The organism is Mesorhizobium sp. M0615, from assembly GCF_040320805.1.
Lineage (GTDB): Bacteria > Pseudomonadota > Alphaproteobacteria > Rhizobiales > Rhizobiaceae > Mesorhizobium.
The window spans coordinates 1-26,947 of record NZ_JAMYQI010000026.1 but is presented as its reverse complement, the minus strand read 5'-3'; the positions used below and the strand labels follow the sequence as shown (position 1 = coordinate 26,947).

At 59.0% G+C, this 26,947-nt stretch carries 22 protein-coding genes and 1 riboswitch; of the genes, 14 read left to right on the top strand and 8 right to left on the bottom strand.

Features of this window, described 5'->3' with window-relative positions:
- The first annotated feature begins 457 nt into the window (after positions 1-457).
- The 4 genes from glyA (at position 458) to metE (ending at position 7,181) form a co-directional block, all read left to right on the top strand.
- A complete protein-coding gene (glyA, locus tag NKI46_RS29425) occupies positions 458-1,795 on the top strand; it encodes a serine hydroxymethyltransferase (protein ID WP_023702973.1) in 1,338 nt (445 codons plus the stop codon).
- 53 nt (positions 1,796-1,848) lie between these two features.
- Positions 1,849-3,024: a methionine adenosyltransferase gene (metK, locus tag NKI46_RS29420; protein WP_352749336.1), complete on the top strand. Its 1,176-nt coding sequence runs from the start codon at positions 1,849-1,851 to the stop codon at positions 3,022-3,024.
- A 108-nt stretch (positions 3,025-3,132) separates the two neighbouring features.
- Positions 3,133-4,125, top strand: coding sequence for an adenosine kinase (locus NKI46_RS29415; RefSeq protein WP_352749334.1), 993 nt, complete (start codon positions 3,133-3,135; stop codon positions 4,123-4,125).
- Between the two features lie 408 nt (positions 4,126-4,533).
- A riboswitch (cobalamin riboswitch) is annotated at positions 4,534-4,735 on the top strand.
- A gap of 94 nt (positions 4,736-4,829) precedes the next feature.
- Positions 4,830-7,181, top strand: coding sequence for a 5-methyltetrahydropteroyltriglutamate--homocysteine S-methyltransferase (gene metE, locus NKI46_RS29410; RefSeq protein WP_352749332.1), 2,352 nt, complete (start codon positions 4,830-4,832; stop codon positions 7,179-7,181).
- A 436-nt stretch (positions 7,182-7,617) separates the two neighbouring features.
- Here metE and NKI46_RS29405 read toward each other — a convergent pair whose 3' ends face one another.
- Positions 7,618-8,673, bottom strand: a complete 1,056-nt coding sequence (locus tag NKI46_RS29405; RefSeq protein WP_023671847.1) for a cytochrome-c peroxidase — start codon at positions 8,671-8,673, stop codon at positions 7,618-7,620.
- Between the two features lie 911 nt (positions 8,674-9,584).
- On the opposite strand from NKI46_RS29405, the gene NKI46_RS29400 reads away from it, so the two are divergent.
- The gene (locus NKI46_RS29400; RefSeq protein WP_023671848.1) at positions 9,585-9,938 is read left to right on the top strand and encodes a hypothetical protein; all 354 of its coding nucleotides are present in this window, start codon (positions 9,585-9,587) and stop codon (positions 9,936-9,938) included.
- A gap of 136 nt (positions 9,939-10,074) precedes the next feature.
- On the opposite strand, the gene NKI46_RS29395 is transcribed toward NKI46_RS29400, so the two are convergent.
- Positions 10,075-11,079 carry a glycosyltransferase family 10 domain-containing protein gene (locus NKI46_RS29395; protein ID WP_352749329.1) on the bottom strand — a complete coding sequence of 335 codons (1,005 nt, stop codon included), beginning with the start codon at positions 11,077-11,079 and terminating at the stop codon, positions 10,075-10,077.
- Between the two features lie 1,161 nt (positions 11,080-12,240).
- On the opposite strand from NKI46_RS29395, the gene NKI46_RS29390 reads away from it, so the two are divergent.
- Positions 12,241-12,714, top strand: a complete 474-nt coding sequence (locus NKI46_RS29390) for a Ros/MucR family transcriptional regulator (protein WP_023693512.1) — start codon at positions 12,241-12,243, stop codon at positions 12,712-12,714.
- Between the two features lie 226 nt (positions 12,715-12,940).
- On the opposite strand, the gene NKI46_RS29385 is transcribed toward NKI46_RS29390, so the two are convergent.
- Positions 12,941-13,153 (bottom strand): cold-shock protein, encoded by a 213-nt coding sequence (locus tag NKI46_RS29385; protein WP_023671852.1) that lies wholly within the window; start codon positions 13,151-13,153, stop codon positions 12,941-12,943.
- Between the two features lie 371 nt (positions 13,154-13,524).
- Between NKI46_RS29385 and NKI46_RS29380 the strand changes: the two genes are divergently transcribed.
- The 4 genes from NKI46_RS29380 to NKI46_RS29365 all read left to right on the top strand — a co-directional run bounded on the left by NKI46_RS29380 (position 13,525) and on the right by NKI46_RS29365 (position 17,033).
- The gene (locus NKI46_RS29380) at positions 13,525-13,752 is read left to right on the top strand and encodes a hypothetical protein (protein WP_245260682.1); all 228 of its coding nucleotides are present in this window, start codon (positions 13,525-13,527) and stop codon (positions 13,750-13,752) included.
- Between the two features lie 764 nt (positions 13,753-14,516).
- A complete protein-coding gene (locus tag NKI46_RS29375) occupies positions 14,517-14,822 on the top strand; it encodes a hypothetical protein (protein WP_352749326.1) in 306 nt (101 codons plus the stop codon).
- A 323-nt stretch (positions 14,823-15,145) separates the two neighbouring features.
- Positions 15,146-15,430, top strand: a complete 285-nt coding sequence (locus NKI46_RS29370) for an insulinase family protein (RefSeq protein WP_352749323.1) — start codon at positions 15,146-15,148, stop codon at positions 15,428-15,430.
- Positions 15,431-15,575: 145 nt separating this feature from the next.
- Positions 15,576-17,033, top strand: a complete 1,458-nt coding sequence (locus NKI46_RS29365) for an NAD-dependent succinate-semialdehyde dehydrogenase (protein WP_352749321.1) — start codon at positions 15,576-15,578, stop codon at positions 17,031-17,033.
- A gap of 757 nt (positions 17,034-17,790) precedes the next feature.
- Here the strand turns inward: NKI46_RS29365 and NKI46_RS29360 are convergent.
- The 4 genes from NKI46_RS29360 to NKI46_RS29345 all read right to left on the bottom strand — a co-directional run bounded on the left by NKI46_RS29360 (position 17,791) and on the right by NKI46_RS29345 (position 23,097).
- Positions 17,791-19,794, bottom strand: a complete 2,004-nt coding sequence (locus NKI46_RS29360) for a class I tRNA ligase family protein (protein ID WP_352749319.1) — start codon at positions 19,792-19,794, stop codon at positions 17,791-17,793.
- A gap of 324 nt (positions 19,795-20,118) precedes the next feature.
- Positions 20,119-20,898, bottom strand: a complete 780-nt coding sequence (locus NKI46_RS29355; protein WP_352749317.1) for a phytanoyl-CoA dioxygenase family protein — start codon at positions 20,896-20,898, stop codon at positions 20,119-20,121.
- Between the two features lie 502 nt (positions 20,899-21,400).
- Positions 21,401-22,705 (bottom strand): lysine N(6)-hydroxylase/L-ornithine N(5)-oxygenase family protein, encoded by a 1,305-nt coding sequence (locus NKI46_RS29350; protein ID WP_352749315.1) that lies wholly within the window; start codon positions 22,703-22,705, stop codon positions 21,401-21,403.
- A gap of 269 nt (positions 22,706-22,974) precedes the next feature.
- Positions 22,975-23,097 carry a hypothetical protein gene (locus NKI46_RS29345; RefSeq protein ID WP_352498940.1) on the bottom strand — a complete coding sequence of 41 codons (123 nt, stop codon included), beginning with the start codon at positions 23,095-23,097 and terminating at the stop codon, positions 22,975-22,977.
- Positions 23,098-24,251: 1,154 nt separating this feature from the next.
- On the opposite strand from NKI46_RS29345, the gene NKI46_RS29340 reads away from it, so the two are divergent.
- Together NKI46_RS29340 and NKI46_RS29335 are read left to right on the top strand one after the other, a co-directional pair.
- On the top strand, positions 24,252-24,608 hold the full coding sequence (locus tag NKI46_RS29340; protein WP_352749312.1) for a hypothetical protein: 357 nt from the start codon (positions 24,252-24,254) through the stop codon (positions 24,606-24,608).
- A 210-nt stretch (positions 24,609-24,818) separates the two neighbouring features.
- The gene (locus tag NKI46_RS29335; protein ID WP_352749346.1) at positions 24,819-25,499 is read left to right on the top strand and encodes an OmpW/AlkL family protein; all 681 of its coding nucleotides are present in this window, start codon (positions 24,819-24,821) and stop codon (positions 25,497-25,499) included.
- Positions 25,500-25,927: 428 nt separating this feature from the next.
- Here NKI46_RS29335 and NKI46_RS29330 read toward each other — a convergent pair whose 3' ends face one another.
- The gene (locus NKI46_RS29330) at positions 25,928-26,146 is read right to left on the bottom strand and encodes a helix-turn-helix transcriptional regulator (RefSeq protein WP_023730016.1); all 219 of its coding nucleotides are present in this window, start codon (positions 26,144-26,146) and stop codon (positions 25,928-25,930) included.
- Between the two features lie 122 nt (positions 26,147-26,268).
- Here NKI46_RS29330 and NKI46_RS29325 point away from each other — a divergent pair, with 122 nt between their 5' ends.
- Together NKI46_RS29325 and NKI46_RS29320 are read left to right on the top strand one after the other, a co-directional pair.
- Positions 26,269-26,535 (top strand): DNA -binding domain-containing protein, encoded by a 267-nt coding sequence (locus tag NKI46_RS29325; RefSeq protein ID WP_352749308.1) that lies wholly within the window; start codon positions 26,269-26,271, stop codon positions 26,533-26,535.
- A gap of 205 nt (positions 26,536-26,740) precedes the next feature.
- Positions 26,741-26,947, top strand: a 207-nt coding sequence (locus NKI46_RS29320; protein ID WP_352749306.1) for a transposase, incomplete at its 3' end; no start/stop codon positions are given.

Below are 26,947 nucleotides of genomic sequence, written 5' to 3'. Positions count from 1 at the left end.
GGACAACCTTCAAAAGCTGCGACTTCTGTGGAGGACGCGAATGAGAAATTCGGTAGGACTTTGCCCTGAGCCATGATGACACTGGTTAGTCGCCTACGCATGGCAGCGCATCCTGACCGCCTTCGAATCCTGGGCCTTTGTGCGCATGCGGACCTAACTGTCTGCGAGCTAGCGGAGATTCTGAGCGTGTGTCGAGAGCGGGTTGCGCGACACGTCCGGCTGCTCGCCAGAGCCGACTTTCTTTGCTGCAACGAACAGCCTCCGTGGCGCTCGTACCATCTCAACGCAGGATCCAACGACGGCGGGCTGGTTCAATTATTGGTCGATCTCCTGCCCCATCGCGACGGCTATCATAAACAGGACCTGCAGCGGCTCGAAGCGGTACGAGACACGCGGCCGAAAGGGACCGCGTGCTTGATCGTGAAATAGGTCAATCCAATTGGAGCGCGAAGCTACCATGGACAACTCCGCAGACGGCGCGATCGCACAGCCGGACACCCACGGGCGGTCTTCCTTGGCCGCGGTTGATTGCCGCGTCCACGAGCTGCTTCTGAGACAGGAGCGGCAGGAGCGGACGACCCTCAAGCTCATCGCCTCAGAGAACTTTGCGTCCTCGGCCGTGCTGGAAGCGAACGGCTCGATTTTCACGAACAAGTACGCCGAGGGGTACCCCGGCGCGCGCTACTACGCTGGAAACGAGATCGTTGATGAGCTTGAGGATCTGGCCATTGGGCGCCTGAAAACGCTATTTGGCAGCGAGCATGCCAACGTCCAGCCTTATTCCGGCTCGCCGGCCAACCAGGCTGTCTATCGTGCGCTTTTGAGTCCCGGTGACAAAGTCATGGGCTTGCCCCTTCCGGAAGGGGGCCATCTGACTCATGGTTGGGCCATCAACTTTTCCGGAACTGACTATCAACGCGTGCCCTATGGACTAGATGAAAAGACACAGCAGATTGACTATGACCGCTTGCGCGAGACAGCCAAGCGGGAACGGCCGCGGCTCATTTGGGTCGGCGGAACCGCTTACCCGCGTGTCTTTGACTACGCGGCAATGGCAGAAATTGCCCTGGAAGCGAACTCCTATCTCGTAGCCGACATTGCGCACATCAGCGGCCTGATTGCGGCGGGAGCGCACCCGAATCCCGTGGGCCATTGCGACGTGGTCAGCAGCACGTCCCACAAGTCGATCCGCGGTCCCCGCGGTGGCTTCATTTTGTCAAGGAACGAAGATCGCTATCAGGCCCTGTATCATACAAAGAGCAAATACAATCTCGCCAGACGAATAGACCGGGCGGTCTTCCCTCACCTGCAAGGCGGACCTCACATGAATGCCATCGCTGCGCTAGCGGTTGCCTTGCACGAAGCCGCGAACCCGTCCTTCCGAGGCTACGGCCAACAGACGGTCAAGAATGCCAAGGCTCTGGCACATGCACTGCTTGAGCGAGGTTATGACCTGGTTACCGGGGGGACGGACAATCACATGCTGATCCTTGATCTTCGCGATCGGCCACTATCGGGCAAGGCCTATGCCGAGCGACTAGCAAAGGCAGGGATCATCACAAACTTTAATATGGTGCCTGGCGACCCGCGGCATCCGGCGGTCACAAGCGGAATTCGCCTGGGGGCGCCAGCAGTGACGTCAATGGGCATGCGCGATGTGGAAATGGTGCAAATTGCTGGCTTCATTGACTCCGTCCTCCAGCGGCCAGACGACGAAGATCTCCATGCCTGCGTGCGAAGAGACGTTGCCGACTTGTGCGCTGCGTTCGAGGTCCCGGGCATCTCCGACAAGTAAGGTGGGCCAAGCAAAATGCCCATACCACATCCAACATCCGAAGCGAGGTATTCATGGCTAGGCAGTTCGTGTTCTCTTCCGAATCGGTTGGCGCGGGGCACCCGGATAAGTTGGCCGACAACATCTCGGATGCCATCCTCGATGCCATCCTCCGCACGGATCCCAAGGCGCGCGTCGCCTGTGAAGCGTTGGTAAAATCAGGGATAGTCGTTCTGGCTGGCGAGATCACCAGCGATGCCCAGGTGGATTACAGCCAAGTTGCGCGCGATACGATTCTCGACATTGGGTACGACGACGAGGCCGTCGGCTTTGACGGCCGGCGTTGCTCCGTCGTTCATGCCCTCACCGAGCAGTCGCCCGACATCAGCCAAGGCGTTGACGAGGGAAGAGGGCAAGACCTCCAGCAGGGAGCGGGAGATCAGGGCCTCATGTTCGGCTACGCATGCCGCGAAACCGATACCCTGATGCCTTTGCCGATCCAGCTCGCTCATCGCTTGACGAAACGGCAGGCGTATGTCCGGAAGGCACAACAGCTTGGCTGGTTGCGTCCTGACATGAAATCCCAAGTCTCAGTGCGCTATGAGGGGTTGCGCCCGGTCGCCCTGGATACCATCGTCGTGTCGACGCAACATGACGAGCAGGTCTCGCAAGAGACTGTCCGCGAGGGCGTCATTGAGGAAATCATAAAGCCTGTCCTGCCGACCCACCTGGAGACGGAAGGCATCAGAATTCTGGTCAACCCGACGGGGCGGTTCGTAGTCGGCGGGCCGCGCGGCGACTGCGGTCTCACTGGACGCAAGATCATCGTCGATTCCTATGGCGGGATGGGTCGTCATGGCGGCGGCGCCTTCTCGGGCAAGGACCCGTCCAAGGTTGACCGCTCGGCTGCCTATGCAGCCCGCTATGTCGCAAAGAACATCGTCGCTAGCGGACTTGCGGACGTGTGCGAGGTGCAGCTTGCTTACGCAATCGGCGTGGCCAGTCCGGTTTCCGTCATGGTCAACACGTTCGGGACAGCCAGGGTTGAGGAAAGCAGGATCGAGCGCCTCATTCTTGAGTTGTTCGATCTCAGACCGAAAGGCATTATCAAGATGCTTGATCTCTTACGCCCTATATACCGCAATACAGCGACCTATGGCCATTTCGGCCGTGAAGAGCCTGATTTCACCTGGGAGAAGACAGACAGGGCGGACGAATTGCGTCGCGAGGCAGGACTCGCCGCCACGTGAGAGCCGCCGGCGAACGGATTGGCAAGCGGAAAGCCCATTTCCACCGGGCAGACCCGCGCCTGGCAGGCGTGGCGAGAAGCCGGCTCGGGTTTTTTGGCGGAGACATTGATGCCGGATTATGACGTGCTTTGCATCGGCAATGCCATTGTCGACATCATCGCCCAGTGCGACGAGGCATTCCTCGAGATCAACGGCATCATCAAGGGCGCGATGAACCTGATCGACACGCGCCGCGCCGAACTGCTCTACAGCCGCATGGGCCCGGCGATCGAGGCCTCCGGCGGCAGTGCCGGCAACACGGCGGCCGGCGTAGCCAGCTTCGGCGGACGCGCCGCCTTCTTCGGCAAGGTGTCGAACGATCCGCTCGGCGAAATCTATGCCCACGACATTCATGCCCAGGGCGTTGCCTTCGACACCAGGCCGCTCCAGGGACAGCCGCCGACGGCGCGCTCGATGATATTTGTCACCCCCGACGGCGAGCGCTCGATGAACACCTATCTCGGCGCCTGCGTCGAGCTTGGCCCTGAGGATGTCGAGGCCGACAAGGCATCCGGCGCCAAGGTTACCTATTTCGAGGGCTATTTGTGGGATCCGCCGCGCGCCAAGGAGGCGATCCGGCAGACGGCGAAGCTCGCACACGAGGCCGGACGCGAAGTGTCGATGACGTTGTCGGATTCGTTCTGCGTCGACCGCTACCGGGACGAGTTCCTCGAGCTGATGCGCTCGGGCACTGTCGACATCGTCTTTGCCAACAGCCACGAGATCAAGTCGCTCTACCAGACAAAATCCTTCGACGAGGCGCTGGCTCAGATCCGCAAGGACTGCAAGATTGCCGCCGTCACCCGTTCCGAAAAAGGCTCGGTGATCGTGCGCGGCGACGAGACCGTGGTCATCGAGGCGACCCCCATCAAGGAGTTGGTCGACACCACCGGCGCCGGCGACCTCTACGCCGCCGGTTTCCTGCATGGCTACACGCAGGGCCGCAACCTCAAGACCTGCGGCGACCTTGGCTCGCTGGCGGCCGGCCTGGTGATCCAGCAGATCGGCCCAAGGCCAAGGCAGAATTTGCGCCGCGAGGCGGAAGGGGCTGGGTTGCTGTAGATGCGCCGGCAACTAACCAGCCGCCCTACTGACGCGATGACCGCAGTGGCGGAACTGTGTCAAAGCTCGCTGATAGCGACAGCCATTCGCTTCGGAGAACTGACCCATGCTGCTGCCGTGAAGCTCGCTGGAGGAGCGGTGCAAGGCGTGCTTGCCATGACGGCATTCACCGTCATCCAGATCGTCACCAGCATTTTCCAGAAGCTCAGCTTGGGGAAGGCCAGTAAGGGTCCTGAGGTAACGGAGAACTCGCGGCGTCCGTCGGACTTGACTTGCGATCACGTCCCACGATGCCGAATGCGGGCAGCAGACTGAATATTTCACAATGCTAGACAAAGGCGTAAAAGCGCGATCACATAACGACATAAACATTTCGTTATGCGTCATTGACAAAAGAGCGAACTGCTGTGATTGTCTGCGTGTCGTGGTTCTCGCGTGCGGCGCTGCCGCAGCGGAGCTAAGAGGGAAGCCGGTGCGATGCCGGCGCTGCCCCCGCAACTGTTAGCGGCGAGCCAACCCCAATCACGTCACTGAGGCGAATACCCTCAGGAAGACGGGTAGAGGCTATGACCCCGCGAGCCAGGAGACCTGCCACGCGAATTACGTCCACGGGCGGGGTGTCTCGGTGGCCGCTGCAACCCGGCGTTGATGCCGGCCTGCTAGCGCCTTCCTTGTCACCGACGCCCCAATCATCGGGGTATGACATGACTGTCTCTCAGCAAATTCCTGTAGCAACGCTCGGCGTGCCGCGCTTCGGTCGTCGGCGAGAACTGAAATTCGCGCTTGAAAGCTACTGGTCCGGAACATCGTCCGCTGGCGACCTTCTCACGACGTCGAAGGCGCTCCGTGCCGCTAGCTGGGAAGAGCAGCGCGATCGCGGCGTGTCGAAAATCCCGTCGAACGACTTCTCGCTTTACGACCATGTGCTCGACACCGCAGCCATGGTCGGGGCCGTTCCATCCCGTTACGGCTGGAATAGCGGCGAGGTCCCACTTGACATCTACTTCGCAATGGCGCGCGGCAACCAGGGTCAGACGGAGGATTGTGGACACGCTGGTTACCAGGAGGAGGCTCATGGACCTGGTGTAACCGCGATGGAAATGACCAAGTGGTTTGACACCAACTACCACTACATTGTGCCGGAACTCGATGATGATCAGACGTTCGCCCTCTCGTCATCGAAGCCGGTCGATTACTTCCTCGAGGCTAAAGCTCTCGGCATTCACACACGCCCAGTCATCCTTGGACCCATCACCTTCCTCAAGCTGGCGAAATCGCCTGCCGAGGGGTTCGGTCCCATCGCGCTCCTACCGCGGCTGCTGCCGGTTTACGAGCAGCTTCTGGAGAGGCTGAAGCTGTCGGGAGCCGACTGGGTGCAGATCGATGAGCCAGCGCTTGTCCTCGATCTGAACCCGAACGAACGAGCTGCGTTCGAATTCGCCTATGGCCAGCTGTCGAAAGCCGCGCCCGAGCTGAAGATCATGCTGGCTACATATTTCGGGTCGCTGGGAGACAATCTCGAAACCGCGATTTCTCTGCCCTTGGCCGGCCTGCATATTGATCTCGTGCGCGCTCCCGAGCAGCTGGAAACGGTGGCTCGGCTCGCTCCGAAGGATCTGGTGCTCTCGCTTGGCTTGATCGATGGCCGCAACGTCTGGCGTGCGAACCTGCCCGCCATTCTCGACCGCATCAAACCGATCGTCGCCCGCTGGCCCTTGGACCGCGTCGAGATCGCGCCTTCTTGCTCGATGCTGCATGTGCCGATTGATCTGCGCATGGAGACGGAACTCGACGCGGACATCAGGTCGTGGCTCGCCTTCGCGGCCCAGAAGACCGACGAGCTGGTCTTGCTGGCCCGGGCCCTGTCCCAAGGCAGGGATGCGGTGGCAGGCGCGTTGAAAGCGTCTGCCGAGGCTGCCGCCACGCGCGTGACATCCACGAGGATCCATGACCCGCTTGTTCAGGGGCGGATCGCTAGCATTGAGGACAGCGCGAAGCGACGAGAGAGCGCTTTTGGCGAGCGCTCCAGAGTCCAGGCCGGCTCACTCGGGCTGCCGCCGTTCCCGACGACGACCATCGGGTCCTTCCCGCAGACGCCGCAGGTACGCAAGGCGCGGGCCGCTCATGCGAAGGGCCAGCTGAGCTATGTCGACTATGAGACGTTCCTGAAGAAGGAGATCGAGGCTGCAATTCGCTGGCAGGAAGAGATCGGGCTGGACGTTCTGGTGCATGGTGAGTTCGAGCGAAACGACATGGTACAGCATTTCGGCGAGCAGTTGTCCGGCTTCGCGCTCACCCAGCATGCCTGGGTACAAAGCTATGGGTCGCGCTACGTGCGTCCCCCCATCATTTTCGGCGACGTATCGAGGCGCAATCCGATGACAGTGCGCTGGTGGCAATTCGCCCAGTCGCTTACGGAAAAGCCCGTGAAGGGAATGCTCACAGGCCCAGTCACCATTCTCAACTGGTCTTTTGTTCGCGACGACGTACCCCGCTCCGAAGCCTGCCGCCAGATCGCGCTCGCCATCCGCGACGAAGTGACGGATCTCGAAAGATCCGGCGCAAGGATGGTCCAGATCGATGAGGCCGCGTTTCGCGAAGGATTGCCACTGCGCCAATCTGACTGGAAAGTCTATCTCGACTGGGCTGTCGAATGTTTCCGGATCGCTTCAACGGGTGTAAAGGACGCGACTCAAATTCATACCCACATGTGCTATTCGGAGTTCAACGAGATCATTCACGCGATCGCTGGAATGGATGCGGATGTCATTTCGATTGAGACGTCGCGCTCGAAGATGGAACTGTTGGACGCCTTCACGAGCTCCAAATATCCGAACGAAATCGGTCCTGGCGTCTATGATATTCACTCACCACGCGTCCCGGAAGTCGGCGAGATTTCGGACTTAGTCATGCTTGCCCGCGAGCGACTGTCCGACGGCCAACTGTGGATAAACCCGGACTGTGGCCTCAAAACACGCAAATGGGAGGAGGTCCGCCCTGCCCTCATTAACATGGTCGCTGCAGCACGCGCGCTCCGGCAGAAAGTGCAGGCGTGAGGCTTCTCTTCCTCACCGTGTGGGGAGTTGCCGGCTGGCGGATGTCGGCCGGGAATATGCCAAACCGATCACACTCTTGGAAATGAGCCACTCGGCGCAAATGTGCAATTTCCCTACGGCACGTGTCTTAATCCCGCAGAAATAAATGTGGCACTACGCTATAATATCGGTTCCTTGGGGACATACAGGCCCCGCGCCTCGAACAAATCGGACACGCGTCGTTTCTCAAAGTAGACTGCTTGGCGCGTTCGCTCAGGCAGCGACAATATATGGTGCTGCGTCTGTCCGCCCCCAGTTGATCGCGCAGACTACGGGCGAGGTGGCAGGGTTCGGGTATCGCTAGCGTCCCGCCAATTCGGAGATGGACGTCGCAATTCGTGTCGCCAAGTAAAAATCGCCAATCATTTTCGATTGCGAGTCCGCAGCCAGTTGGCCCTTATTTTCCTGAGATCTGCGTTACAGGCCGGGGCGTTGTCGCCGTTTCTGAGGGTAAGATGGGATAGGCGACGTCAGGTGCCTCTCCGGTCAGCGAGTTGAGGAAGGCAACAAGCAGGTCAACTTCTTCGTCCGCCAGTACTACGCCGAGCTGGGTGGTCCCCATAATGGCGACGGCCTGTTTCAGATCCCAAACCTTGCCCGAATGAAAGTATGGCGCGGTGAGTGCAACGTTGCGCAGCGGCGCCACGCGGAAGACATAGGAATCGTCGGCTGCATTGGTGACCTCAAATCGGCCCTTGTCTTTGTCCGGCAGGACTTCGGCGCTCGGCCGTTCCACGAGGCCGAATGGGTAATAGGCTTGCCCACCAACGTTGATGCCGGCATGGCAGGACGAGCAGCCTTTGTCCATGAAAAGCACCAGGCCCTGTTTCTGTTCGGAAGTCATGGCAACCTCATCACCATTCAGGAAGCTGTCGAACGGGGCAGGTGTGACCAGTGTCGCCTCGAAGGCTTCGATCGCCTTGGCGAAGTTGTCGAAGGTGACCCGATCGGCTTCAGCCGGAAAAGCTGCATCGAACCACTCGACATATTGCGGCATGGACTTGAGAGTGGCGATGAGTTGGCCCGGTGTATTGGCCATTTCGATCCCGGCTTGGACCGGTCCCTTCGCCTGAGCCTTCAGGTCTTCGGCACGACCATCCCAGAACTGGGCGATATTGAAGACAGCGTTCAGTACAGTCGGCGCGTTGCGCTGTCCCTTCTGCCAACCATGGCCAATCGAGGTTTCGTGATTGTCGTCGCCGCCGGTGGCCAGGTTGTGGCATGAATTGCACGACAAGACGCCTGACGCCGAGACGCGTGGATCGAAGAACAGTGCCTTGCCGAGAGCGATCTTTTCCGGGGTGATCGGGTTATTGGCGACTGTCGGCGTGGTGGATGGCAAAGCCGTGAAGGTGGCCAATGCCGTATCTCTGAGGTCGGTGGGGATCCAATCCGCAGCAAAGGCGGTGGGTGCCAGCAAGGTGACAGCCATCGTACTGAATAGGATTTTCATAATTGGTCTTCCTGCGTCGTCCACGCAGCCATTATGCGATCTGCGGCTCATGAACGCCCTGAGCTAGATCAGCTTGAGGGAGAGGACGGGGTCTCACACCTGTTTTCGCAGCTGAGCTGGGACCCTCTTGGAAGTGATCGCTCTTCTCGATTGGACTTCAGGGAGGAGGAGTATCCCTGGTTGGCAACCGGTTTTATGCATCAAAGCACGCCCTGAGGGCGGCTTCGTAGATTCGGTCACTGCGATCTTCCAGCCAAGGTTGAGAAAGTCGACAGCATCCGCAAGACTGGCAATCTCTTGCACGATGTGCGCTGCACGCCTTGCGAAAAGTGAGCTTCTGAAACGTCAGGGTTCATTCGTTCCTCCTGACCTGCTGATTGCGTGAATCGGCCTTGTCGACACCCGCCGACTGCACATTGTGATGTCACCAGCGATGGCGGTTTCAATACCTAAGCAGCGACGGTCTATGCGACAGTATGGAGGTCGTAGCGGAATAGCCGTTCTGCCTTCATCGATCGTCACACCGGCATATAGCTCCGCTTCTACGAACATCCCATCACGCGAGGATGGCGCGGCGCTTGAGCAGGTCCACCCGCTGCAACTGCCTCACACCTTGATCCACAGATCCTAGGCGATGACCATGTTGTCGTCATCATTTGACGGGCGCGGGGCATTGGCTCATAAGCGAGCCACCGCAAACTGTGCGGTTGCCAGTGCGTAATGAAGTGAATTGGAATGATCTTCGGTTTGGGAAACACGCACGTCCGACGCAGCTTGCGTTGACAGAGGCGGTTTTAGGCGCAATAGCACCTCCGCTGGCCTATTTTGTGGAGTTCAATTGTGGTTCGGCCAAAGCCGCGGGGCGCCGGACCGGCCCCTTGTAAACGTAATCAAAGAGAGAGAGACCCTGCATGGAAGAAATCTTACCGCGCATCGCCACTGGTGCCGGCATCGGCCCGGCTGTCGCAGAGAAGGCCGTTGGGTTAATGCTGGGTTTCCTGCGGAGCCACGCGGCCGACGGTCCCGGCGCGCGCATGATCGAGGCCATTCCGGGAGCTTCGGAATTAGTAGCGAAGTATCATGGGGACGACCCAGAGGGTGGCGGCCTTATGGGGCTCGGGCAGCAATTGATGAGTGAGGGTCTCAGCATGGCAAAGATCGCCGCCCTCGCCAACGAGACGATCGCCTGCGCCAAGGAACATGCCGGCGACGAACTCGTGGACGAGGTCCTCAATTCCGTTCCTGGCCTTCCCCAGTTCGTCTGATTAGCGGCAGCCGGGGCGCATGACCTTGTGCGCCCGTGCCGGCCCGTTTGCGCAGCAGGCATTCTCCGCCGGGCGTTCCGCACCGATCTCGTGAGACCACCAACCGCCGGGCACGCGGAGCGAGCGTTGGAGTACTTCATTCGTCTATCGAAAAATCAACTTCAGGCGATTCGATGTGTATAATTTCTGGCGGTAAGGGTTTATCCTGAACGCTTTCGATGAAGCCCGCGAGATAGGCAAACGTATTGTATTTCTCGAGGACTAGCCGCTTCGCCTCTCTTATTGCGCCGCGACGTTCCTTCCAGAGGTCTGAGTTGATAATTTCTTGAATTTTTTGGATTACGTTCTTGTCCTCTGGGTCAATTAGAACCATAGAGTCCGAAGGGAAGAACCTCGTGATTGCCGGGCTGCCGTAATAGATCGGCATTGTTTCAGCGACGAAGCAGTCCATAAGCTTCTCTGTAAAATAGTAATCAGCACGAGTATTCTCGAACGCTATACTGTAGCGATAAGGTGCGAGTGCGTTCCATTTATCTCCAATCAGCCGAAAACCTCGGCCGAACAGGTCAAAATCGAGCTCCTTTCTTAGCCGTTCCAGAAACGCCAGCCGATACCGATGTCCTTTAAGCAGGGAGATGTTACTGGTAATCCATGAGAGCCGAAGTGGCTTATCCATGACTTCGCTGACCAGAAGTTGGTCATATGTCTTGTTTACAGACCAAGACCGAGTGATCGGTGGAGACAAAACGAATCGGCGAGCTGCATTCTGCCGAGCAACCAGCTCTGCGTCAGACGTCAGGACGATAGTATTTTTCCCCTGCCCTTCATGAAATGCACGATGAGCTTTCGTCGGCGGTTCGCCGATTGCAAAAATTGTCCTGTTGGGGCTCGCCTCGATATCAACAGGGAGCCCAAAAAGAGAAGCAGAGTTAAAGACAATATGCCAATCGGGCACGAAGGATGTCGTGCGTACAAAAGCGACATTGTTCCAGATTCCACTGCCCTTTGGAGTGAGGTGGTGGATTGCATCATCCAAAACGCCCCAAGAATCTAGACATGTAGCAACAATGGGCGCCGGGCGTTCCGTCAACAATTTGGCCGACAAAGCAGTTCCACTCCCTTCACTCGTGAAGGTACTCAATCGCCATTCAGGATTGCGGTAACATCGGGCAGCATAAACCTTCCGGGACCTGCTGTCGAGGCAATTGTCGCTTTGCACTTGACCAGGTTCTTCCTCGCTTCGTGTGGTGATTAGGCCGGCTGAGTGGCAGCATGCGTGCCTAAGGAGTTCGCAGCCGGCGCTGCCTAATGGTACGTTTGATCGTCTTCAGGCGGTTGATCAGCCCTTCCGCCTCGGCCGTTCTCCACGGCAGTTCAATGGCATCGCGAACGGAGTCAACGTCACGGCGTAGGACCAGACCGAAACGCGTGATGGCGATGAGCCGGGTGACGCCAAGTCGATCGAAGTGCCGAGCTTGCCCAACTCACAGGCCCCGCAAAATGCCGCGGAGGGGCAAGGCAAGCCTGCGCATAGTGGCAAACTCATGTCATCCCTGCTTCAGGACGTCGACCTTTCTGGCCTGGTTGATCGTCAGCACATCCGGAGGCTTCATGCAGAGGGCCTCGGCGACTACCGGCGAGATCACACGGCCGGTCGCGGCATTCTGTATGAGGACGCGTCGCTGGCTGGTTGATGCGTATGATTGATGCAGGCGGCTCACTGTCCTTGCCCGGCCTCTCGGCGCGGCGCCAACTTGCGAGAAGCCGCTCCAGATTCGAGAAGCTGCCGGTCGCCGCGCTGTTTGATATCGTGGAACAGGTGTCATCCGCAGCCATTGCCGCCTCTCCAGGACCGGCTAAGAAACGCCTCGAAATACATTGATGTCCTAGGTTTATCAGCGGCGGTTCCCAGCCCCTTTGCAAGAGCGGCTCACCGGCGATGAACTTACATCACTTTGGCCATTGCCAATGAACGTTTGTTCCATCGTCCCTGACGCCCACCATCAACCGACCACTATCGCTCGATTTCACAGTCCAAAGAAGCAAAGCGAGACAAAAACAGCGCGCTTAGCCTCGAGGCTACTAGCGACTTCGGCGCTAAGTTAGAGCGGCGCGCGCCACGCACCTCGGCAGGGTCGCCAACAACGAGTGGCTCAGCGGTCACGCCGCGAAATATGGCGCATCGATGTCGCTTCTGGACGAGCATTGGCAATAACGCAGTCAGAGACATTGTTGCTTTCAGCGGCAACCGGCCCTATGAAGCGACGCTTCGCTGACTATGTTTCACCGCCTGGAGAGTTTCATGACAGAAGAAGCCGGAAAAAACGTCGACACCCTCATTGAGCTTGCCGCCGATGTCGTGTCGGCCTACGTGTCCAACAATCCGATCCCGGTGGGGGATCTCCCTGCCCTCATCGGCCAAGTGCATGCGGCTCTGAGAGCGACGGCCGGAGGTATCTCTGCACAAGAGCCGGTTGCCCTTACGCCTGCAGTCCCGATCAGGAAGTCGGTGACACCGGACTACATCATCTCCCTTGAAGACGGGAAGAAATTCAAATCTTTAAAGCGCCATCTGTCGACCCACTATGGGCTGACGCCGGGTGAATATCGGGCCAAATGGGGCCTGCCGGTGGATTATCCCATGGTGGCGCCGAACTACGCCGCGAAGCGTTCGTCACTGGCGAAAACGATGGGGCTCGGCCGCAAACCGAAAGCGCCGAGAGAGCCGGAAGCGCCGGTGCCGACGAAGCGAACTCGCAAGAAGGTCGCGGCTTGATTGCGGCAATTGAAATTCCTTCTGCAGCGTTGCAGCCGTCGGCTTAATCTGGGCGTCGCATAAAAAAGGCGGGGCCGACCCCGCCTTCCTTTCCAACAACTTGTTTCATGAGGAATTCGCGACCCATGCAGCAATCTGCTGCCCTCACTTTTTGCTCGTCCCTATCGAGCGGCAGTGAGCACTTCCGGGCCTACACGCCCACTCTTGCGACTTCGCAGGAGAAATTTCAACCAGCTTTGCTCAGGCTGCCAGCTGAGGACTTGCCAGTGCGGCGGTCCTGCTCGATCTCATAGTTGATCTTCTGGCCGTCAGCGAGGGTCGAGAGGCCCGCGCGTTCGACAGCGGAAATGTGGACGAAAACATCCGGACCGCCATTGTCGGGCTGGATAAATCCAAACCCCTTGGTGCTGTTGAACCATTTTACCGTTCCAGTCGTCATATACTTGTTCCTTCTTCTACAATGCACGTGGGCGGCCATTAGGCCTGTCCCAGTCATAGCCGAGAGTTGGGCGCAGCAAAAAGCGAAAAATTGTTAAGCCCCGATCAGCTGGCGCACTCCATTGTGGGCGTAGCCGCCAGCAAGCACTGTCCTATACTACCGCTCGAGCGTGGCCGGAAGCGCCCAATTTCCTCCAACGCTCCTCAGCGCCACGTCGATGGCTCGTGTTTGGAGGCGCGGGACGTAAGGCCGACCGCTGCTCGTGCCGCCAGGTCAAAAGGCCGGGTAGTTCACGGAGCTGCCTTCGTGCATAACACCTTGGGAGCGCCTTAAGGAGTTTCGAGTTGGATTGTTTCAAGAGGGTCGAGGGGTTGATCGATGCGACCAGCGTGGAAGCGATCGATAGCGCGCGCGTTTTGCTGGACCAGTTCAAGGGCAAGTCAGAAACAATCGCCCAAGCGATTGACGACTTCCTGCTTGATTTCATGACCTTGCTGTTTGTGGTAGAAGCCACCCGCGAGCAGTTCCACAATCCGGCGAGGCGGTTAGCGCGCATCAGATTGAGCAAGGTAAGGCTGTTACTCACGCGATGCTCTTGACCTAAGCGACCACTCGCCAGGGTGCATTTGCAGCCGAGCGCACCAGGCGGTATTTTATGCACATGAAATCAATCGCGACCGCTAAATTCTGCTGTTTGGTTCCCATGGACGACGGCAAGCGCGGACAGCTTCCGTGCTGCTGTCCTGCAGCGGCAAATGTGCTGCATGCCCCCATCCAAGGCGAGCTCGACGTTTGTTTCTTACCTTGACCAAGGTCCCGCGAAAACACTCCCCTTTCCGCAGCAACTCATCACTGTTCAACCGCCTCGCGGCAGGCCATCACGCCAGAAGACAGCAACGGCATCGTTTTTCCCGCCCAGTCCTACGACCTCGTTTTCCAGCGCCTCGCGAATGTCGCCACCCGCCGTTTTTTTCAGGTCCGTCTTCGCGCGCGAGCTGGGTCGGCGCCCACTTAGCTACGCTGCTCACGCCTCTACCCTTCAGCACCGCCCGGTCTGACTGTCGAGGACATCGGTCCGCTGGAGCGACAACATTTCAATTCTGACCGTCGGTGCAGCGGCCTTCGAAGCGCATCCCGTCCCCCTTCCCCAGCAGCGCGCCCAATCGTCTTCCAATGAAGAAGATATTCTCAGCCGTGCTCGCGTCGCCTTCAGCCCTGTTCGATGGCCCACAATGTCGGATGCACAACATGTCAGACTGACTTGTCCACATGCCTCGAATGTTTTCTGATCTGGCACGGTGCATGCGTGGTCGTCCGCAAGGCGTCGCGGATCAAGGAAAATCCCTCCAATGACCATCCCCCCATGAACACCGCCGCCGGTCTCCTGGGCTCATCCCAAGATGAGGCTCGAGTGAGCCTTGGCCGCATGATTCATCTGGCTCGGCCTGCCCGCCGAGATCGAAGACGCAGCCCGTTCAGGAAAATGAGGAACAAATCACTGCCTCGAAACTTGCCTTTCCAACCGGAGCCATCGATCGCCCCCTGGCTGCGCAAGGCATTCACTGCCACCGCCCTGGCCCTGGCGACGACCGCTCCGGCTCTGGCCGCCACCGACGGCTGCAAGATTACGGATTTCCTGCTCGATGATGGCATGGAACAGTCGACATGACTCCGCGCAAATCGTCACTCATATGATCTGGCACAAGGTCCGCAGCGCCGACGAGCCACCGGGCAAACCCGACCTTGCCCCTTCCCTCGAGCGTCTGATCTTTAGGGCGACGCCCAACCGCGCCGACAGCGAGTTCGACGGAGCCGTCTCAGACAGCGGCTACAATACCGCCCTCATTGCCTATAAATCGCTTTGGGCGAGATGATGGGCTTCGAGGCCGATGGCATGTTCAACCTCATTCTCAACGACGATGATATCGAGACCGAGCGAAACGTGATCCTGGAGGAGCGCCGTTGGCGCAGAGAGACGGACCCTCAAGTCTGGTGGACGAGGAGGTCAACGCGACGTTGCGGCCGAATCAGCCCTACCGCATTCCGGTGAACGGCTGGACGCAGGAGATGAAGAAGCTGAACGGCACCGATCGGTTCACGATGTGCAACGAATACCGCCGACCGAACAACGCCGTGCTGGTGGTGGCCGGCGACGCAGAGCCTGAGACGGTGAAGGCGCTGGCCGCGAAGACCTATGGCAAGGTTGCGCGGGCCGGATCTGCCACCGCGCAACCGACCGGTCGAGCCCGACTAGTAGAACCGCTAGGCGTCTTGTAGCGTCTCCCTCCCACTTGGGTACCGTGGTCTGCTAGCTGTATGGCCGAGGCCCTATAAGGAACCTTTACGTCCGGAATAAACACCCCACCTGCTATATACACCTGCTGCGTTGAGGAGGAATCCGGTATTGCCCCTGTGCCCGCCGATGATCCGTCACCTGCGATCCCCTGACCTGTTTGGACCCATCGATCGCCTGCCGGCACTTGGCACGCGGATGGGCGAGCAGACATTTGAGGTTCTCAACCCGTCGACCGGCGAAGTGCTGGCAGAACTACCCGATATGGGTGTCGAGGAGACATGCGCTGCGATCGACAAGGCCTATGTCGCGCAGCCTCGATGGGCAGGGTTTACCGCACGTGAGCGCAGCGACGTTCTATGGCGATGGCATCAGTTGATCATCGACCACGCCGACGATCTCGCTGCAATTCTTACTGCGGAGATGGGCAAGCCGCTTGCGGAAGCCAAATCGGAGATATCGCATGCTGCGGCGTATCTGCAATGGTATGCCGAGGAGGCAAATCGGGTCTATGGCGAGACGATCTCCGCACCATCGGCCGACCGCCGAATGCTGGTGATCAAGCAGCCCATCGGGCTCGTCGGCACGATAACGCCATGGAATTTCCCGGCCTCGATGGTGGCGCGCAAAATCTCCCCAGCCTTGGCGGCGGGCTGCACGATCGTCCTCAAGCCCGCTGAACAGACGCCGCTCGTGGCTGGAGCAATGTTCGCCCTCGCCCATCAGGCAGGCTTTCCCGAAGGCGTCGTCAATCTGATCTATGCATCCGAAGCTGACGCGGTCGGCCGCGAACTTTGCACAAATCCCAAGGTCCGCAAGATCAGCTTCACCGGGTCTACTGAGATCGGGCGCCTACTCATGCGCCAGTGCTCGGCCCAGATCAAAAAAGTCAGCCTAGAGCTCGGCGGCAATGCACCTTTCATCGTCTTCGATGACGCCGATATCGATGCCGCGGTAGACGGTGCGATCCAGGCGAAGTACCGCAATGCCGGCCAGACCTGCGTTTCAGCGAACCGCCTTTACGTCCAGTCGGGCGTTCACGACGAGTTCGTCGAGAAATTCGTTGAACGGGCTCGCCAACTTCAAGTTGGTGACGGATTCGCGCGCAGAGTGGACATCGGGCCTCTCATCGACAAGAAGGCTTTGGCCAAGATTGAATCCCATATTGCCGATGCCGTAGCTAAAGGCGGCGCGATTCGATGCGGGGGCAAACGCATCGGCACGAATGGCACGTTTTTCCAACCAACGGTCCTGACCGGTGTCACCAGCGAGATGACCGTCGCGCGCGAAGAGACATTCGGGCCGCTCGCACCGATTATTCACTTCAAAGATGCCGATCAGGTCGTGCGTGATGCCAATGAAACGATCTACGGCCTCGCGGCCTATTTTTATGCCTCTAACCTGAAGCGTGTCTGGCGTGTCGCCGAGGCCTTGGAATATGGAATGGTCGGGGTAAATACCGGCCGGATGTCTTCGGAAGCGGCGCCGTTCGGTGGGATAAAACAGTCCGGAATCGGGCGGGAGGGTTCCCGCCATGGCCTCGAGGACTACCTCGAAATGAAATATCTCTGCATGGGCGGCATCTGAAGCATCGACTTGCAGGGTCACAGGCCGAGTACCTAGTGAGCGATCCCCAAACATGTAAATTGTAGAATCGCTCCTCGATTAGGGCCGTCATACCGGAGCAAACACGCAATCCTGAGGAGCACCCTAATAATTTAGGCATCTATCTCTCCCGCGACAAGCGTCTGCATTTTCGGCGAAGACCTCGTGAATGTTAAGGAGGATACGCTTGCGATTTGGCAGCCCTCGCCGAATACTTCAGGCGAAGGGCTGTGCGTTGCGCGGGTCTGATTGGAAGCTTGTGCACCATGCTGGATCGTGAACGCTGGTTGTGAGCAATACCGGTTTCGGACCCAAATTTGAAGCTGCTACATTCCGATTGTCAGTTCAGTTGTTCTTCGGCTGAATGCCGCGCCGGTACAGTCTCGGACAGAATAGAAGATATCATCACGCAGGCATTCGCGTTCACATTGGTGATCGGCGCACGCTCCAGGCGCCAGGTTGACCAAGCGGGTCGAATCGCATGACAGCCTTGACCCGCTGGAGGACGGAATCCCGATGCAGCAGAGGTTGGTCAGCGCAGTCGAGCCCTCACGGCATTGCGGCACGAACAGCAAGGGCTGGGAAGCGACCGGCCGAGCGGTCCTCGAAGCCGCGGGCCAGGGTTGTCGACGACGCGCTGGTTCAGGTCGCCCCAGTGACAGCATATTTGGCATGGTCGGCTTTGGTTGCCGCGCAGATCTGGTCGAGATTGGGACAGCTCACTGGTGCACCTTTGGGCTCATAGTGCTTCCTCCTCATCGAGGTGAGGATTGCCGGACTTGGCGTAGAACACCAACACGGGTCTGAGATCAAAGCGCGTCCCGGGTGCGAGGCGCTGGACGGACCGGGGCCATGTTTCGGTTGAGACGCCATCGATGCCTCGCGCCAGCGTTCTGGCGAATCGGGGCATCAGCGGAGCGACTGTCGGTGCAATGATCGCAGCGGCCGTCGTCTGAAGGGCTAGCGAAGTTCGATTGCGGGCGGGGTAGAAACATCGCGCAGCCGCATAGTCTCGCGCCCGACGGTAGATCACGCAATCGCGCACGAAATCGCAGGCCTGAGCGGCCGCGCGCCGGACCGAGAAGCCTTCGTCCGAATATGCCCGCTCCATCGCCGCGCGATAGATCTCTATCCGAGCAAAGAAGGCGCGGTCGACTGGGCTCCAGTCGCCTGCATCGGGTACATGGCCGGCAAAATCCTGCTTGATTTCCTGGTCCAACGCATCAAGCCAGTTCAGCCAAATCCCTTGGAAGACCTCCTTCTCGGTGCGGCGCAGCCCGTCCAGCGTGAAATCCGTCCGCTCCCCTTCCGGGCGTGTCAGGCCCAAATGGAGGCGCACGACGTCGACTGTCTTTGGGCTCAGAACGTCCTTGCCCCAGACCGCGTGGCGGCAGCTGGTTGAAAACTTCTTGCCGTCGAGCAGGTAGAACTCGTTTACGTGATAGTGGATGCGCGGCGTCCACTGGGAGAAGACCTCGGCGTAAAGAGCGGGGTAGAGTAGCGCGTGGTAGAACGAATTGTCGAAGCCGAAGAAATGGACAATCTGCCAGTCGCTGCCGGGCATCTCCGCATTCCAGTCGCGACCCAGCGAGCGGCCGAGCGCCTGGATGTTGTAAAGAAAACCGAAGGCCATCTCCGGCCAGACCCAGATCACTTGCCCCGGGAACCCTTCGGCCGGCAGGCCCCAGTCCGAGGGGTGGGTAATGGGTACTGAAAATCCGCCGCGTTGGCGTAGGCGCGCGAAGAGATCCAAGATGCGTAGCGGGACGCCTGATGCCCTTAGATGCCGGTCGATAAGGTCGTAGCAGCGGTCCAGGGCAAGTTCCGGACGGCGGAGGGAGCCGACCAGCGGCGCTTCGGCAGACTGCCGTGACCGCGCTGCACCCAAGTCGTGGCAAAGGTTTGGGGCGCCGCATTCCTCGCAGATGTTGCCAGCGGCGGAGCCGCCGCAATCGGGGCAGAGGCCTCTAACATCCGGCTCATAAAGATAGTGGCCTGTCACAGCATCGAAAAGCGCGGGGCTCTGGCGCAGATCTACCGCCGTGCTGCTCAGAAGAGTTCGGAAACACGCGGCTTGAAATTCGCGGTAACCGTCATCGCCCATTGTGGCTTGGAAGCTGTGGACGTCACAATCGAGAAGTGCGAGCGTGGCGCGAATCTCGTCGGAATAGTAGCGCGCCACGTTTGCAGGCGTCCATTGATCGGTAGCGGCGCGTGTCGCGACGTAGCTCTGGTAATCGTCGCTTCCGGTCAGGTGATACGCCTCGACTCCTTTCATGCGCAGGAAACGGGTATAGACGTCAGCGCCGAAATAGGGGCCAGAAAGATGCCCCAGATGCAGATCGCCATTTGGCGTTGGTGGCGCGGAGAAGACGAAGGTCGGCCCGCGTGGAGCCGTGGTCTTTGCAGCGGCATCAAGGGCGGCCTCGCCGTCCCGCCAGTAGACATCGACGAAATCCAGGTCTTTGTTCCCGTCATTGCGCAGCACATGCGCTTCAAAAGGATGGAACAGAACGACGTCGCCGGCCCCGACCGAGATTTCCCCAAGGTCGGTGGTGACCTTGCCCGCACCAGACAGGACCACGAAGGCCTCGATTTCGTCGTGCCGATGGGGCTCGGATGTGACCCCGGGTCCAACCTTTCCGAACGAAAACCCCGTGCGAGCACTGCCCGTTCCAAGCGTGGCTGTGTCGATACCGAACGCTCGCGACAGCTCCGTTCGAGAAAACGTGTATTTGCGCATGACAACGAACCTAAGCTGTTGAAGAGTGGGACGGACCTTCGGCTGCCGACGAACAGCCTCAAGTGCACTTCATGGAGAGAAACGGCAGCCCGACCCGTTGGCGGCCCGGCCAGGATAGTGCAGCTCTGGGCCGGCAGGCGGGCGACCAAGGGGGGCGCTAGGTCGGGCTGTAGGCACACAGAAGGCCGCCTGTGACCCCTCCACAATCCACGTGCCAAAGCGTCCGATGCTCCACGAGCCCGCAAATCAGACCGCCATACCGTCCGCGCATTTTTTGAGCGGTCGATCAGTTTCGTGTGCATGCCTCCGCCTGGCTGCGTGAGCTCAATCGCGATAGAAGATGCCATTTGGGGGCTTGAGATTGTCGAGATCGGCCACTTTGCCCTCGGGCGGGTTAAGGGCGCGCTTAAGCACGTTATATTCAGCGCGGGTCGGCCCACCGGTTGAGGCACGCTGGAACACCAAGTAGAGTGTCCGCCGAGAACGGTTGCTTTTGTTCGGTCGTGAGTAGTGCGGCGCGTAATCGTCGAAGATGAAGATGTCGCCAGCCTTCCATACTACGGGTTCCCAGGAGAACGTTTCGGCGACTTGAGGATCGATCACCCCACCGGCATCCATGGGGAACACCCCCTTCTTGTGGTTGCCGAGGCTGAAGAAAAGCCCGCCGTTTTCCGGGTCGGAGTCGTCGATGCCTACGGCAACCACCGCATGGACCATCCGGTCGGGGAGTTTGTGTGGAATGTGATAAATGTCCTGATGCGGGAGATAGCCGCCGCTGTCGGGGTAGTGGAAAATCAGCAATTCCTTGAGCCTGCGCGAATCTTCGCCAAGCAAATCATCGACTGCTGACTTTATGCGCTGATCTTCTAAGAGCAAACGACGCAATGGATCATGGAAGTCGAGAAAATTCTCGATCTTGGATATGATCTTTCGATTGTCCGTCGTCTTCTCGAACCACATAAGCCATTTATCATCGCTAACATCCCAGCATGACACATCTTCGACAAAATTGGAGATATCTTCCTGAGCCGCTGGCGCAAAGAAGCTTTCAAGCCTTACGTATCCGTCTTTCTGCCACTTGTCTCGTTGTGTATCAGTCAACATGCGAAAGGCCTCCTTTTGGAAAGACTGGTTGGTCGGACATCCCAATTAGGGCAGTCGGGCGCTGTGCAAGTTGCGGGTCCACGGAGACGGTCCCATGCATGTGGGACGGCGATGCTAAGTGCGTTCCGCTCCGACGGATTTTGTCCGCAGAAGCTCGGCGCGAGACTTCCTATGTCAGGCTCAGCCGGGTCCAGGGGTTCGGTAAACTGGGCCGGATCAATCGGTTCACCCGGTCCAGCCGCGACGCGCATCGCTAAAGGCCGGCACCATCCGCTGACCGCCGACCCAGCCATGGCCGGCAAGACCACGGCGCTCTTTCGAGTGAGCGACCTGGTACGGTCTTGACAACCGTAGGGGAAATGAACGCCCCCAGAATAATGCGATGCGCCGCTTGGTCCAAGAACTTGTTCGGTCTCGATGATTTCGGAGAAGCCTCCGGCCTTCGCAGCGGAGGCGGACATCATTCCCAGGATGCCACCGCCGATGACCAGAAGTTTACGAGTCATATCCCGCTGCCCATTTCTTCGGCTACGGGGGCGGGCCAGTTCTCGATCGAGGTATGGCTGATGAAGCCAGGATGCTCGGGGTTCGCGCATGGCGCGCGCCCAAGAAGGCTATCGAGGATGCGGCGCGCGCGCCAGGCCAGCAGGCTTAGGTTCGGATCGGCCAGGCCGCGCTGCCCGAGGCTCGCGTTTTGTACGAAGATGCGTCTGTCACGCGGTCCGTCCCAGCTCACCGAAAAGTCCTCGCGAATAGCTAATTCATTGTCGATATGCTCCAGCCGGTGCGCGATGGGTTCCAAGAAGTCTGGGATCGCGTTCTCGTAACCGGTGGCCAGGATGACGATGTCAGCCGCGACTTCTTCGAGCTCGACCATGCCGTGCTGCAGGGTCAGCCTGTGACCCGCGCCGGCGTTGATGCAATGCGAGACGGTGCAGCCCGGCCGCAGTGTGATGTCGGATCGGGTTGGCTCGAAAAATGCGTGGCGGTAGAGCGCCTGATAGATCGCGCGCAACGTGCTTTCCGAAATTCCGTCTGAGGCAAGCACGAAACGCCGCAGCAGCAGCTTACGCTGCGACTCGCTCATCGCCGCGAAACGATCCGAAAAGCAGGGCATGAACAACTCGTTTGTGAACGGGCTGTTGTCCAGAGGCAGATAGTTTTCGCGCTGCGAGACCCAAGTGATCGAGGCAGGCCGCCGTTCTTTCGGCAGGCCGATAAGATGCAACATCACCTCGGCTCCCGATTGTCCTCCGCCGACCACGCAGACATGCTTTCTCCGCACCTCAGGGTGGATGTGCAGTAAAACAGATGTGTGGAACAGGTTGCGTCCAGTCCAGCCCTGGAACTGAGGCGGAATTTGCGCCTGCTTGCCAATGCCGACCACGACGTCTCTGGCGGCGAGAACCGCCTTATCCGTCCGCACCCGAAACTCGCCGTCAAAGCGGATTTCGCGCACTGTCTCGCCGCCACGCACAAGTGGGTTCCTGTGGAAGACCCAGCTCAGGTATTGTTCGAACTCCACTCTGAGCACGGCTTCGAACTGTGCGTTCAGGAAATGATACAGACGCCCGTTCTCGTGCAGGAAGTTTACGAACGTGTAGGCTGATCGCGGATTCACTAGAGTGACCAGGTCCTTGAAGTGGCTGACCTGGAGCTTCGAGGAATCGAATGCACTGCCTGGATGCCAGCGGAAGTCGACCTGCCGATCCAGGAACACCGCCCCTTTCCCAACTTGCTCGTGTAGCTGACACGCAAGGCTCAAATTGGACGGGCCAGCACCGATCCCAACGCAAGACAATTCCACTGCTTCCTCCTATAGAGTCTTCCCACTAGGCGGCTTGTTCGCGGCGAATATCGGCCACAGTCATTGGGCCCCCCGCGGGCGTTCGGAGCACCGGTCCCGACCGGGGTTTGCGAGAATTTGTCCAGCGCGTTCGCGTCGTCGAATGTAGACCGGAGCATTCCAGCGCGGTGAAATCGAGGGGTCAGGCCGGCGACGTGGGGCAACGAAGTATGTCTTTCCGTTCGTCTGGATGCCCGCGTCGCCGTCACACGAGACGCTTTGCAGGCCGATTAGGGTGTTTGAAGCCGGCGCAATCGCCGGCCGACGATGACGCCCCGGCCTTTCGGCGGCTTGATGGCAGGCGAGAGGGCGGTGTTCACTACGGCGACGGCATTTTTGGTGCGCATGATCATGGACGACGTCTCGCTGATGGGTTCGCAGAGTCCCATGCATGGGCCATGCCAGAGAAGGAAACTTTATTAAACAATGAGTTGGCGGATTTACGATCCTGTCCGAAATCCGACATTGAGGGGGACGCTTCAGGGCGGCGCCCGATTTGCACTTCGGATGTCGCCTTTTTCCGAATAGCTAATCGGGCACCTTCTGCACCAGAATAGTTCTCATGGAGACCAGCATCATGAACGCACAGTGCATAAACTGGTGTCTCTGCCGGGCAGATCGCGATATGCCGTCTCCCTCGAGGTCGGCAGTTGCAAGAGCTGCCAAATCCTTCGCCCTATCGTGCCGTTGCACTGGCTCGATCCCGACATCCTCGGAGGCGGCGATCATGAAGAGTGACGCAATCTCATGTCCGCCGCGACGCCTCTCTCATGAGGAAGCCTGTGTTGGTGTCGGATCGATGCTCTTGATGACATGGTTGCGGATGGGCGCATGCCCAGACCTGAGCGCATCTATGATTGCGCGATCTGGGACCTTCACCAGCTGGATTGTCGAATCTCTGCAAAGATTGCGGGAAGGAGAATTGCGTTCTGACCACTCTGCCGGTTCCAAAAGCACGACCCATTCCGTCCCTGCGACTCAATCCAGGCGGAGGGATGAGGCCGCACAGCAGTCTTTTGCGCGCCCACCGGTCGGCCAGGATGGAGCCGTCGTAAACGCAGTTATTCGATGATCGCCGCCGCGGAGTCATCAGGTTGTGCCGCGCACGACACCAGCGACGTAGTGGTCGTCGATCGCCCCGTCGCCGATGTCGATCCGAAGCTCGGCCAGTTTCGCGGTGAGCTTCATTGCTATTCCGCCGTGCCCACCGAGCTCGCACAGGAGGTTCTATCAGGCGGTCACAGCTGCACTCGTTGTCGGGTCTTCGACAAAGTCGGACATGAGACACACCGCAATCAGAGCCATGTCGTTGTTGTGAAATGATTTTCACGTTTGGCACGACACGTGCAAGGCTATCCCCAAACGCGCTGCGGCAAGGACTGAGGAGAAATCATGCTATGATCAAGCTCGCCGAACATGCGGTCGCAGCCGCGAAAACTGGACTTTCCGAGCCGACAGGACGTTGCGGCTGTTTTCCAGTCGACATCATTCTTCACGTTATCCGGACATGACCGTATTCGATTTCCGCCCAACGCTGAATGCTCCGTACGATGATCCCCATCTTTGGCTCGAAGATGTAGAAGGAGAACAGACACTTGCCTGGGCCGCCAGCCAGTCTGCCAGGACCCTGAGGCACTTCGGTGGAACACAGTTCGATCGCGACCACGAGGCCCTGACAGCGATCTTCGATCGTCCTGACAAGGTTCCCGTGATCAGGCGCCGCGGTCAGTACCTTTACAATTCTGGCAAGATGCCCGGAAATCCACACTACTATGGCGCCGGGACCACCCTTGCCGCCTATCCGCCGATCCTGCTCGCCACCACGAAGCGGCACGACCGCGTCCCACCCAGGTCACGCGCGTAAGACGGCCGCAAGCTGCAGGCCTTTGGTTATCCCGCTTACTTCTAAGTGAGTACAGGTCGGTGATTGCGAGCACGGCGCAAATAATGGAGGCGCGGTCCCACGCAAACTGCGCATGAGCGCTCCGCCAATCACGCAATTCGAACAAGAATTTTCGTAGTTCAGTGCATCATTTCTAAAAAGCAAGGAGAGAATATTATGGCGAGAAACCAAATGCGCGCGGCACGGGGAGTAACAGCGGCCGTTTTCCTCATGGTGATGGGACAGCAGGCCGTCGCGGCGGACCTAGCGCAAGCCGGGAGCGTCCCGCAGGCGGGAGCCTCGGTCACGGAAGCACCAAGCCCTTGGCAGATCCGCCTGCGTGGGTTGGGGGTCGTCACTGAGGACTCGGGCTACGTCAAAGCGGTGCCCGGCTCCGATCTTTCCTATTCGAACACGGGGACGCCGGAACTCGATATCTCCTATTTCTTCACGGACAACATCGCCGCCGAGCTCATACTCGGCACCACCTATGCAAACATCGGGGGCCAAGGAGCGATCGGCGGGCTGGGCAAGATCGGCAAGGTTTGGATGCTTCCGCCTACGCTCACATTGCAGTATTATGTTACCAGTTTCGGCGCTTTCAAGCCCTATGTTGGTGCCGGCGTGAACTACACGATATTTTATAACCAGGATGTCGGCAGCGCCGACGCTCTCAAGGTTAGGAACACGTTCGGCGCCGCGCTGCAGGTCGGGTTCGACTACATGGTGGATCAGCACTGGGGCGTCAACTTCGACGTGAAGAAGCTTTTCCTCAAGCCAGACTTTGACGTCACGGTCGACGGCGCGAAGCTGACGGGGAAGGCTGCGCTCGATCCGTGGTTGATAGGCGCAGGTGTCACCTACCGCTTCTGATACGCAACGCGAAGGCGACCCTTGCTGACAGCCGATCTGAAATGAAGGGCGCCTCGGGCGCCCTCTCCACGCTGGCCGTGCACGGCGAGTCGACCCGGATCGATTAGAAGGGTGTGGCCTTGTAACCCTTGGGCGGGGAGGTGTCCGAATCGGAGGAATGTTCTGATCAACTTCATGCGATGACCATCCAACGCATAGCAGCCGATTGTTCGGTATACTTGAAGAAGCCGTTGTTAAGAGTGGGCGTCCCCGCCTGCACCCGACCAGGTACTTGCCAGTAGCAGCCGACAGGCTGCCCCGCGCCAGGGGCGCGAAGCCGAACCGGGCAAGATCCCTGAAGCCTGCCGAAGAAGACCGGGCGCGGTTCACGAGCAGCCGGCCCGCGCCGTCAGGCGCGCGGGCCAGTAGCAATTATGGAAGTGGGTGCGTCAGGCCTGTTTGTCGGGCCGAACCAGATCCGTGTGGCTGACGCCGAGGGCCAATGCCAGTTCATAGATCGTGATGATCGTCGGATTTCTTCGGCCCTTCTCCAAGCCGCTGATGTACTGCTGGCTGAACCCGGAAATCTCGGCAAGCTGCTCCTGCGTCAGACGCTTCCTTAGCCTGATCCTCTGCACATTACGTCCGACCAACCTGCGCATATCCATGCACGACAGCCAGCGGATTACGCGGCTTGAGTTTATCAACTATAATATGTAATCCACATCGGGCATCTAAATCCGCTGGCGGAGGGCTTCGCGGAGGCCGTTTTCCGGAGATATAACCAGCGATGTTACAGCCTAAATCGAGCACGCCAATTGCCGACGAAGTGCACTGGTCGGACAGCCTCACGGCATACGATAAAGCGCATTTCACGACTTATATGCGGCTCCTAGATGCCTCCGCCGATAACGCGAGCGATGAAGATATGGCCCAGCTGATCCTTGGAATCGATGTAACACGCGAACCGGAGCGCGCCAGGAAGGCTCTTCGTAGTCATGTCGATCGTGCGAATTGGATGGTCACAACTGGCTACGAGGAATTGTTCGCCGGCTGAACAATCCCGCTGTGCGCTCCGTTTCGCCTTTCAAGCAAGGGAACGCTCCGGTCGTGTCCCATCAGGTGGTGTAGCTCGGCGGTAGCGAGCCGCTCACGAGCGCGCCGTTAGTATCGCTGTAGCGAGCGAGCGGCGTGTGGGTGGTCATCGGCGCTTTCCGGTAGGGTTTGGTTGTTGACGCCAACCCATTTCGGAAGGACCACCGATGACCGACGACATGATGAACCTGCGCAGGCTCGTGGAGAAGACCCCGGATGCCGATCTGCTGCGGGAGATGATCGGCTTTGCCGCCGAGCGACTGATGGAAATGGAGGTGGGCGCGGCCATCGGCGCCAGCTATGGCGAGAAGAACCCGCTGCGGCTCGCCCAGCGCAATGGCTACCGCGACCGGGACTGGGAGACGCGGGCCGGC

Excerpts from the sequence above, each read along its gene's own strand:
- metK (WP_352749336.1), top strand. The coding sequence starts at position 1,849 with ATGGCTAGGCAGTTCGTGTTCTCTTCCGAATCGGTTGGCGCGGGGCAC.
- NKI46_RS29390 (WP_023693512.1), top strand. The coding sequence starts at position 12,241 with ATGACAGAAGAAGCCGGAAAAAACGTCGACACCCTCATTGAGCTTGCC.
- NKI46_RS29335 (WP_352749346.1), top strand. The coding sequence starts at position 24,819 with ATGCGCGCGGCACGGGGAGTAACAGCGGCCGTTTTCCTCATGGTGATG.
- NKI46_RS29345 (WP_352498940.1), bottom strand. The coding sequence starts at position 23,097 with ATGATCATGCGCACCAAAAATGCCGTCGCCGTAGTGAACACCGCCCTC.
- NKI46_RS29365 (WP_352749321.1), top strand. The coding sequence starts at position 15,576 with ATGATCCGTCACCTGCGATCCCCTGACCTGTTTGGACCCATCGATCGC.
- NKI46_RS29355 (WP_352749317.1), bottom strand. The coding sequence starts at position 20,898 with ATGTTGACTGATACACAACGAGACAAGTGGCAGAAAGACGGATACGTA.
- NKI46_RS29405 (WP_023671847.1), bottom strand. The coding sequence starts at position 8,673 with ATGAAAATCCTATTCAGTACGATGGCTGTCACCTTGCTGGCACCCACC.
- NKI46_RS29375 (WP_352749326.1), top strand. The coding sequence starts at position 14,517 with ATGAACACCGCCGCCGGTCTCCTGGGCTCATCCCAAGATGAGGCTCGA.
- NKI46_RS29325 (WP_352749308.1), top strand. The coding sequence starts at position 26,269 with ATGTTACAGCCTAAATCGAGCACGCCAATTGCCGACGAAGTGCACTGG.
- metE (WP_352749332.1), top strand. The coding sequence starts at position 4,830 with ATGACTGTCTCTCAGCAAATTCCTGTAGCAACGCTCGGCGTGCCGCGC.
- NKI46_RS29400 (WP_023671848.1), top strand. The coding sequence starts at position 9,585 with ATGGAAGAAATCTTACCGCGCATCGCCACTGGTGCCGGCATCGGCCCG.
- NKI46_RS29360 (WP_352749319.1), bottom strand. The coding sequence starts at position 19,794 with ATGCGCAAATACACGTTTTCTCGAACGGAGCTGTCGCGAGCGTTCGGT.
- NKI46_RS29330 (WP_023730016.1), bottom strand. The coding sequence starts at position 26,146 with ATGGATATGCGCAGGTTGGTCGGACGTAATGTGCAGAGGATCAGGCTA.
- glyA (WP_023702973.1), top strand. The coding sequence starts at position 458 with ATGGACAACTCCGCAGACGGCGCGATCGCACAGCCGGACACCCACGGG.
- NKI46_RS29340 (WP_352749312.1), top strand. The coding sequence starts at position 24,252 with ATGACCGTATTCGATTTCCGCCCAACGCTGAATGCTCCGTACGATGAT.
- NKI46_RS29385 (WP_023671852.1), bottom strand. The coding sequence starts at position 13,153 with ATGACGACTGGAACGGTAAAATGGTTCAACAGCACCAAGGGGTTTGGA.
- NKI46_RS29415 (WP_352749334.1), top strand. The coding sequence starts at position 3,133 with ATGCCGGATTATGACGTGCTTTGCATCGGCAATGCCATTGTCGACATC.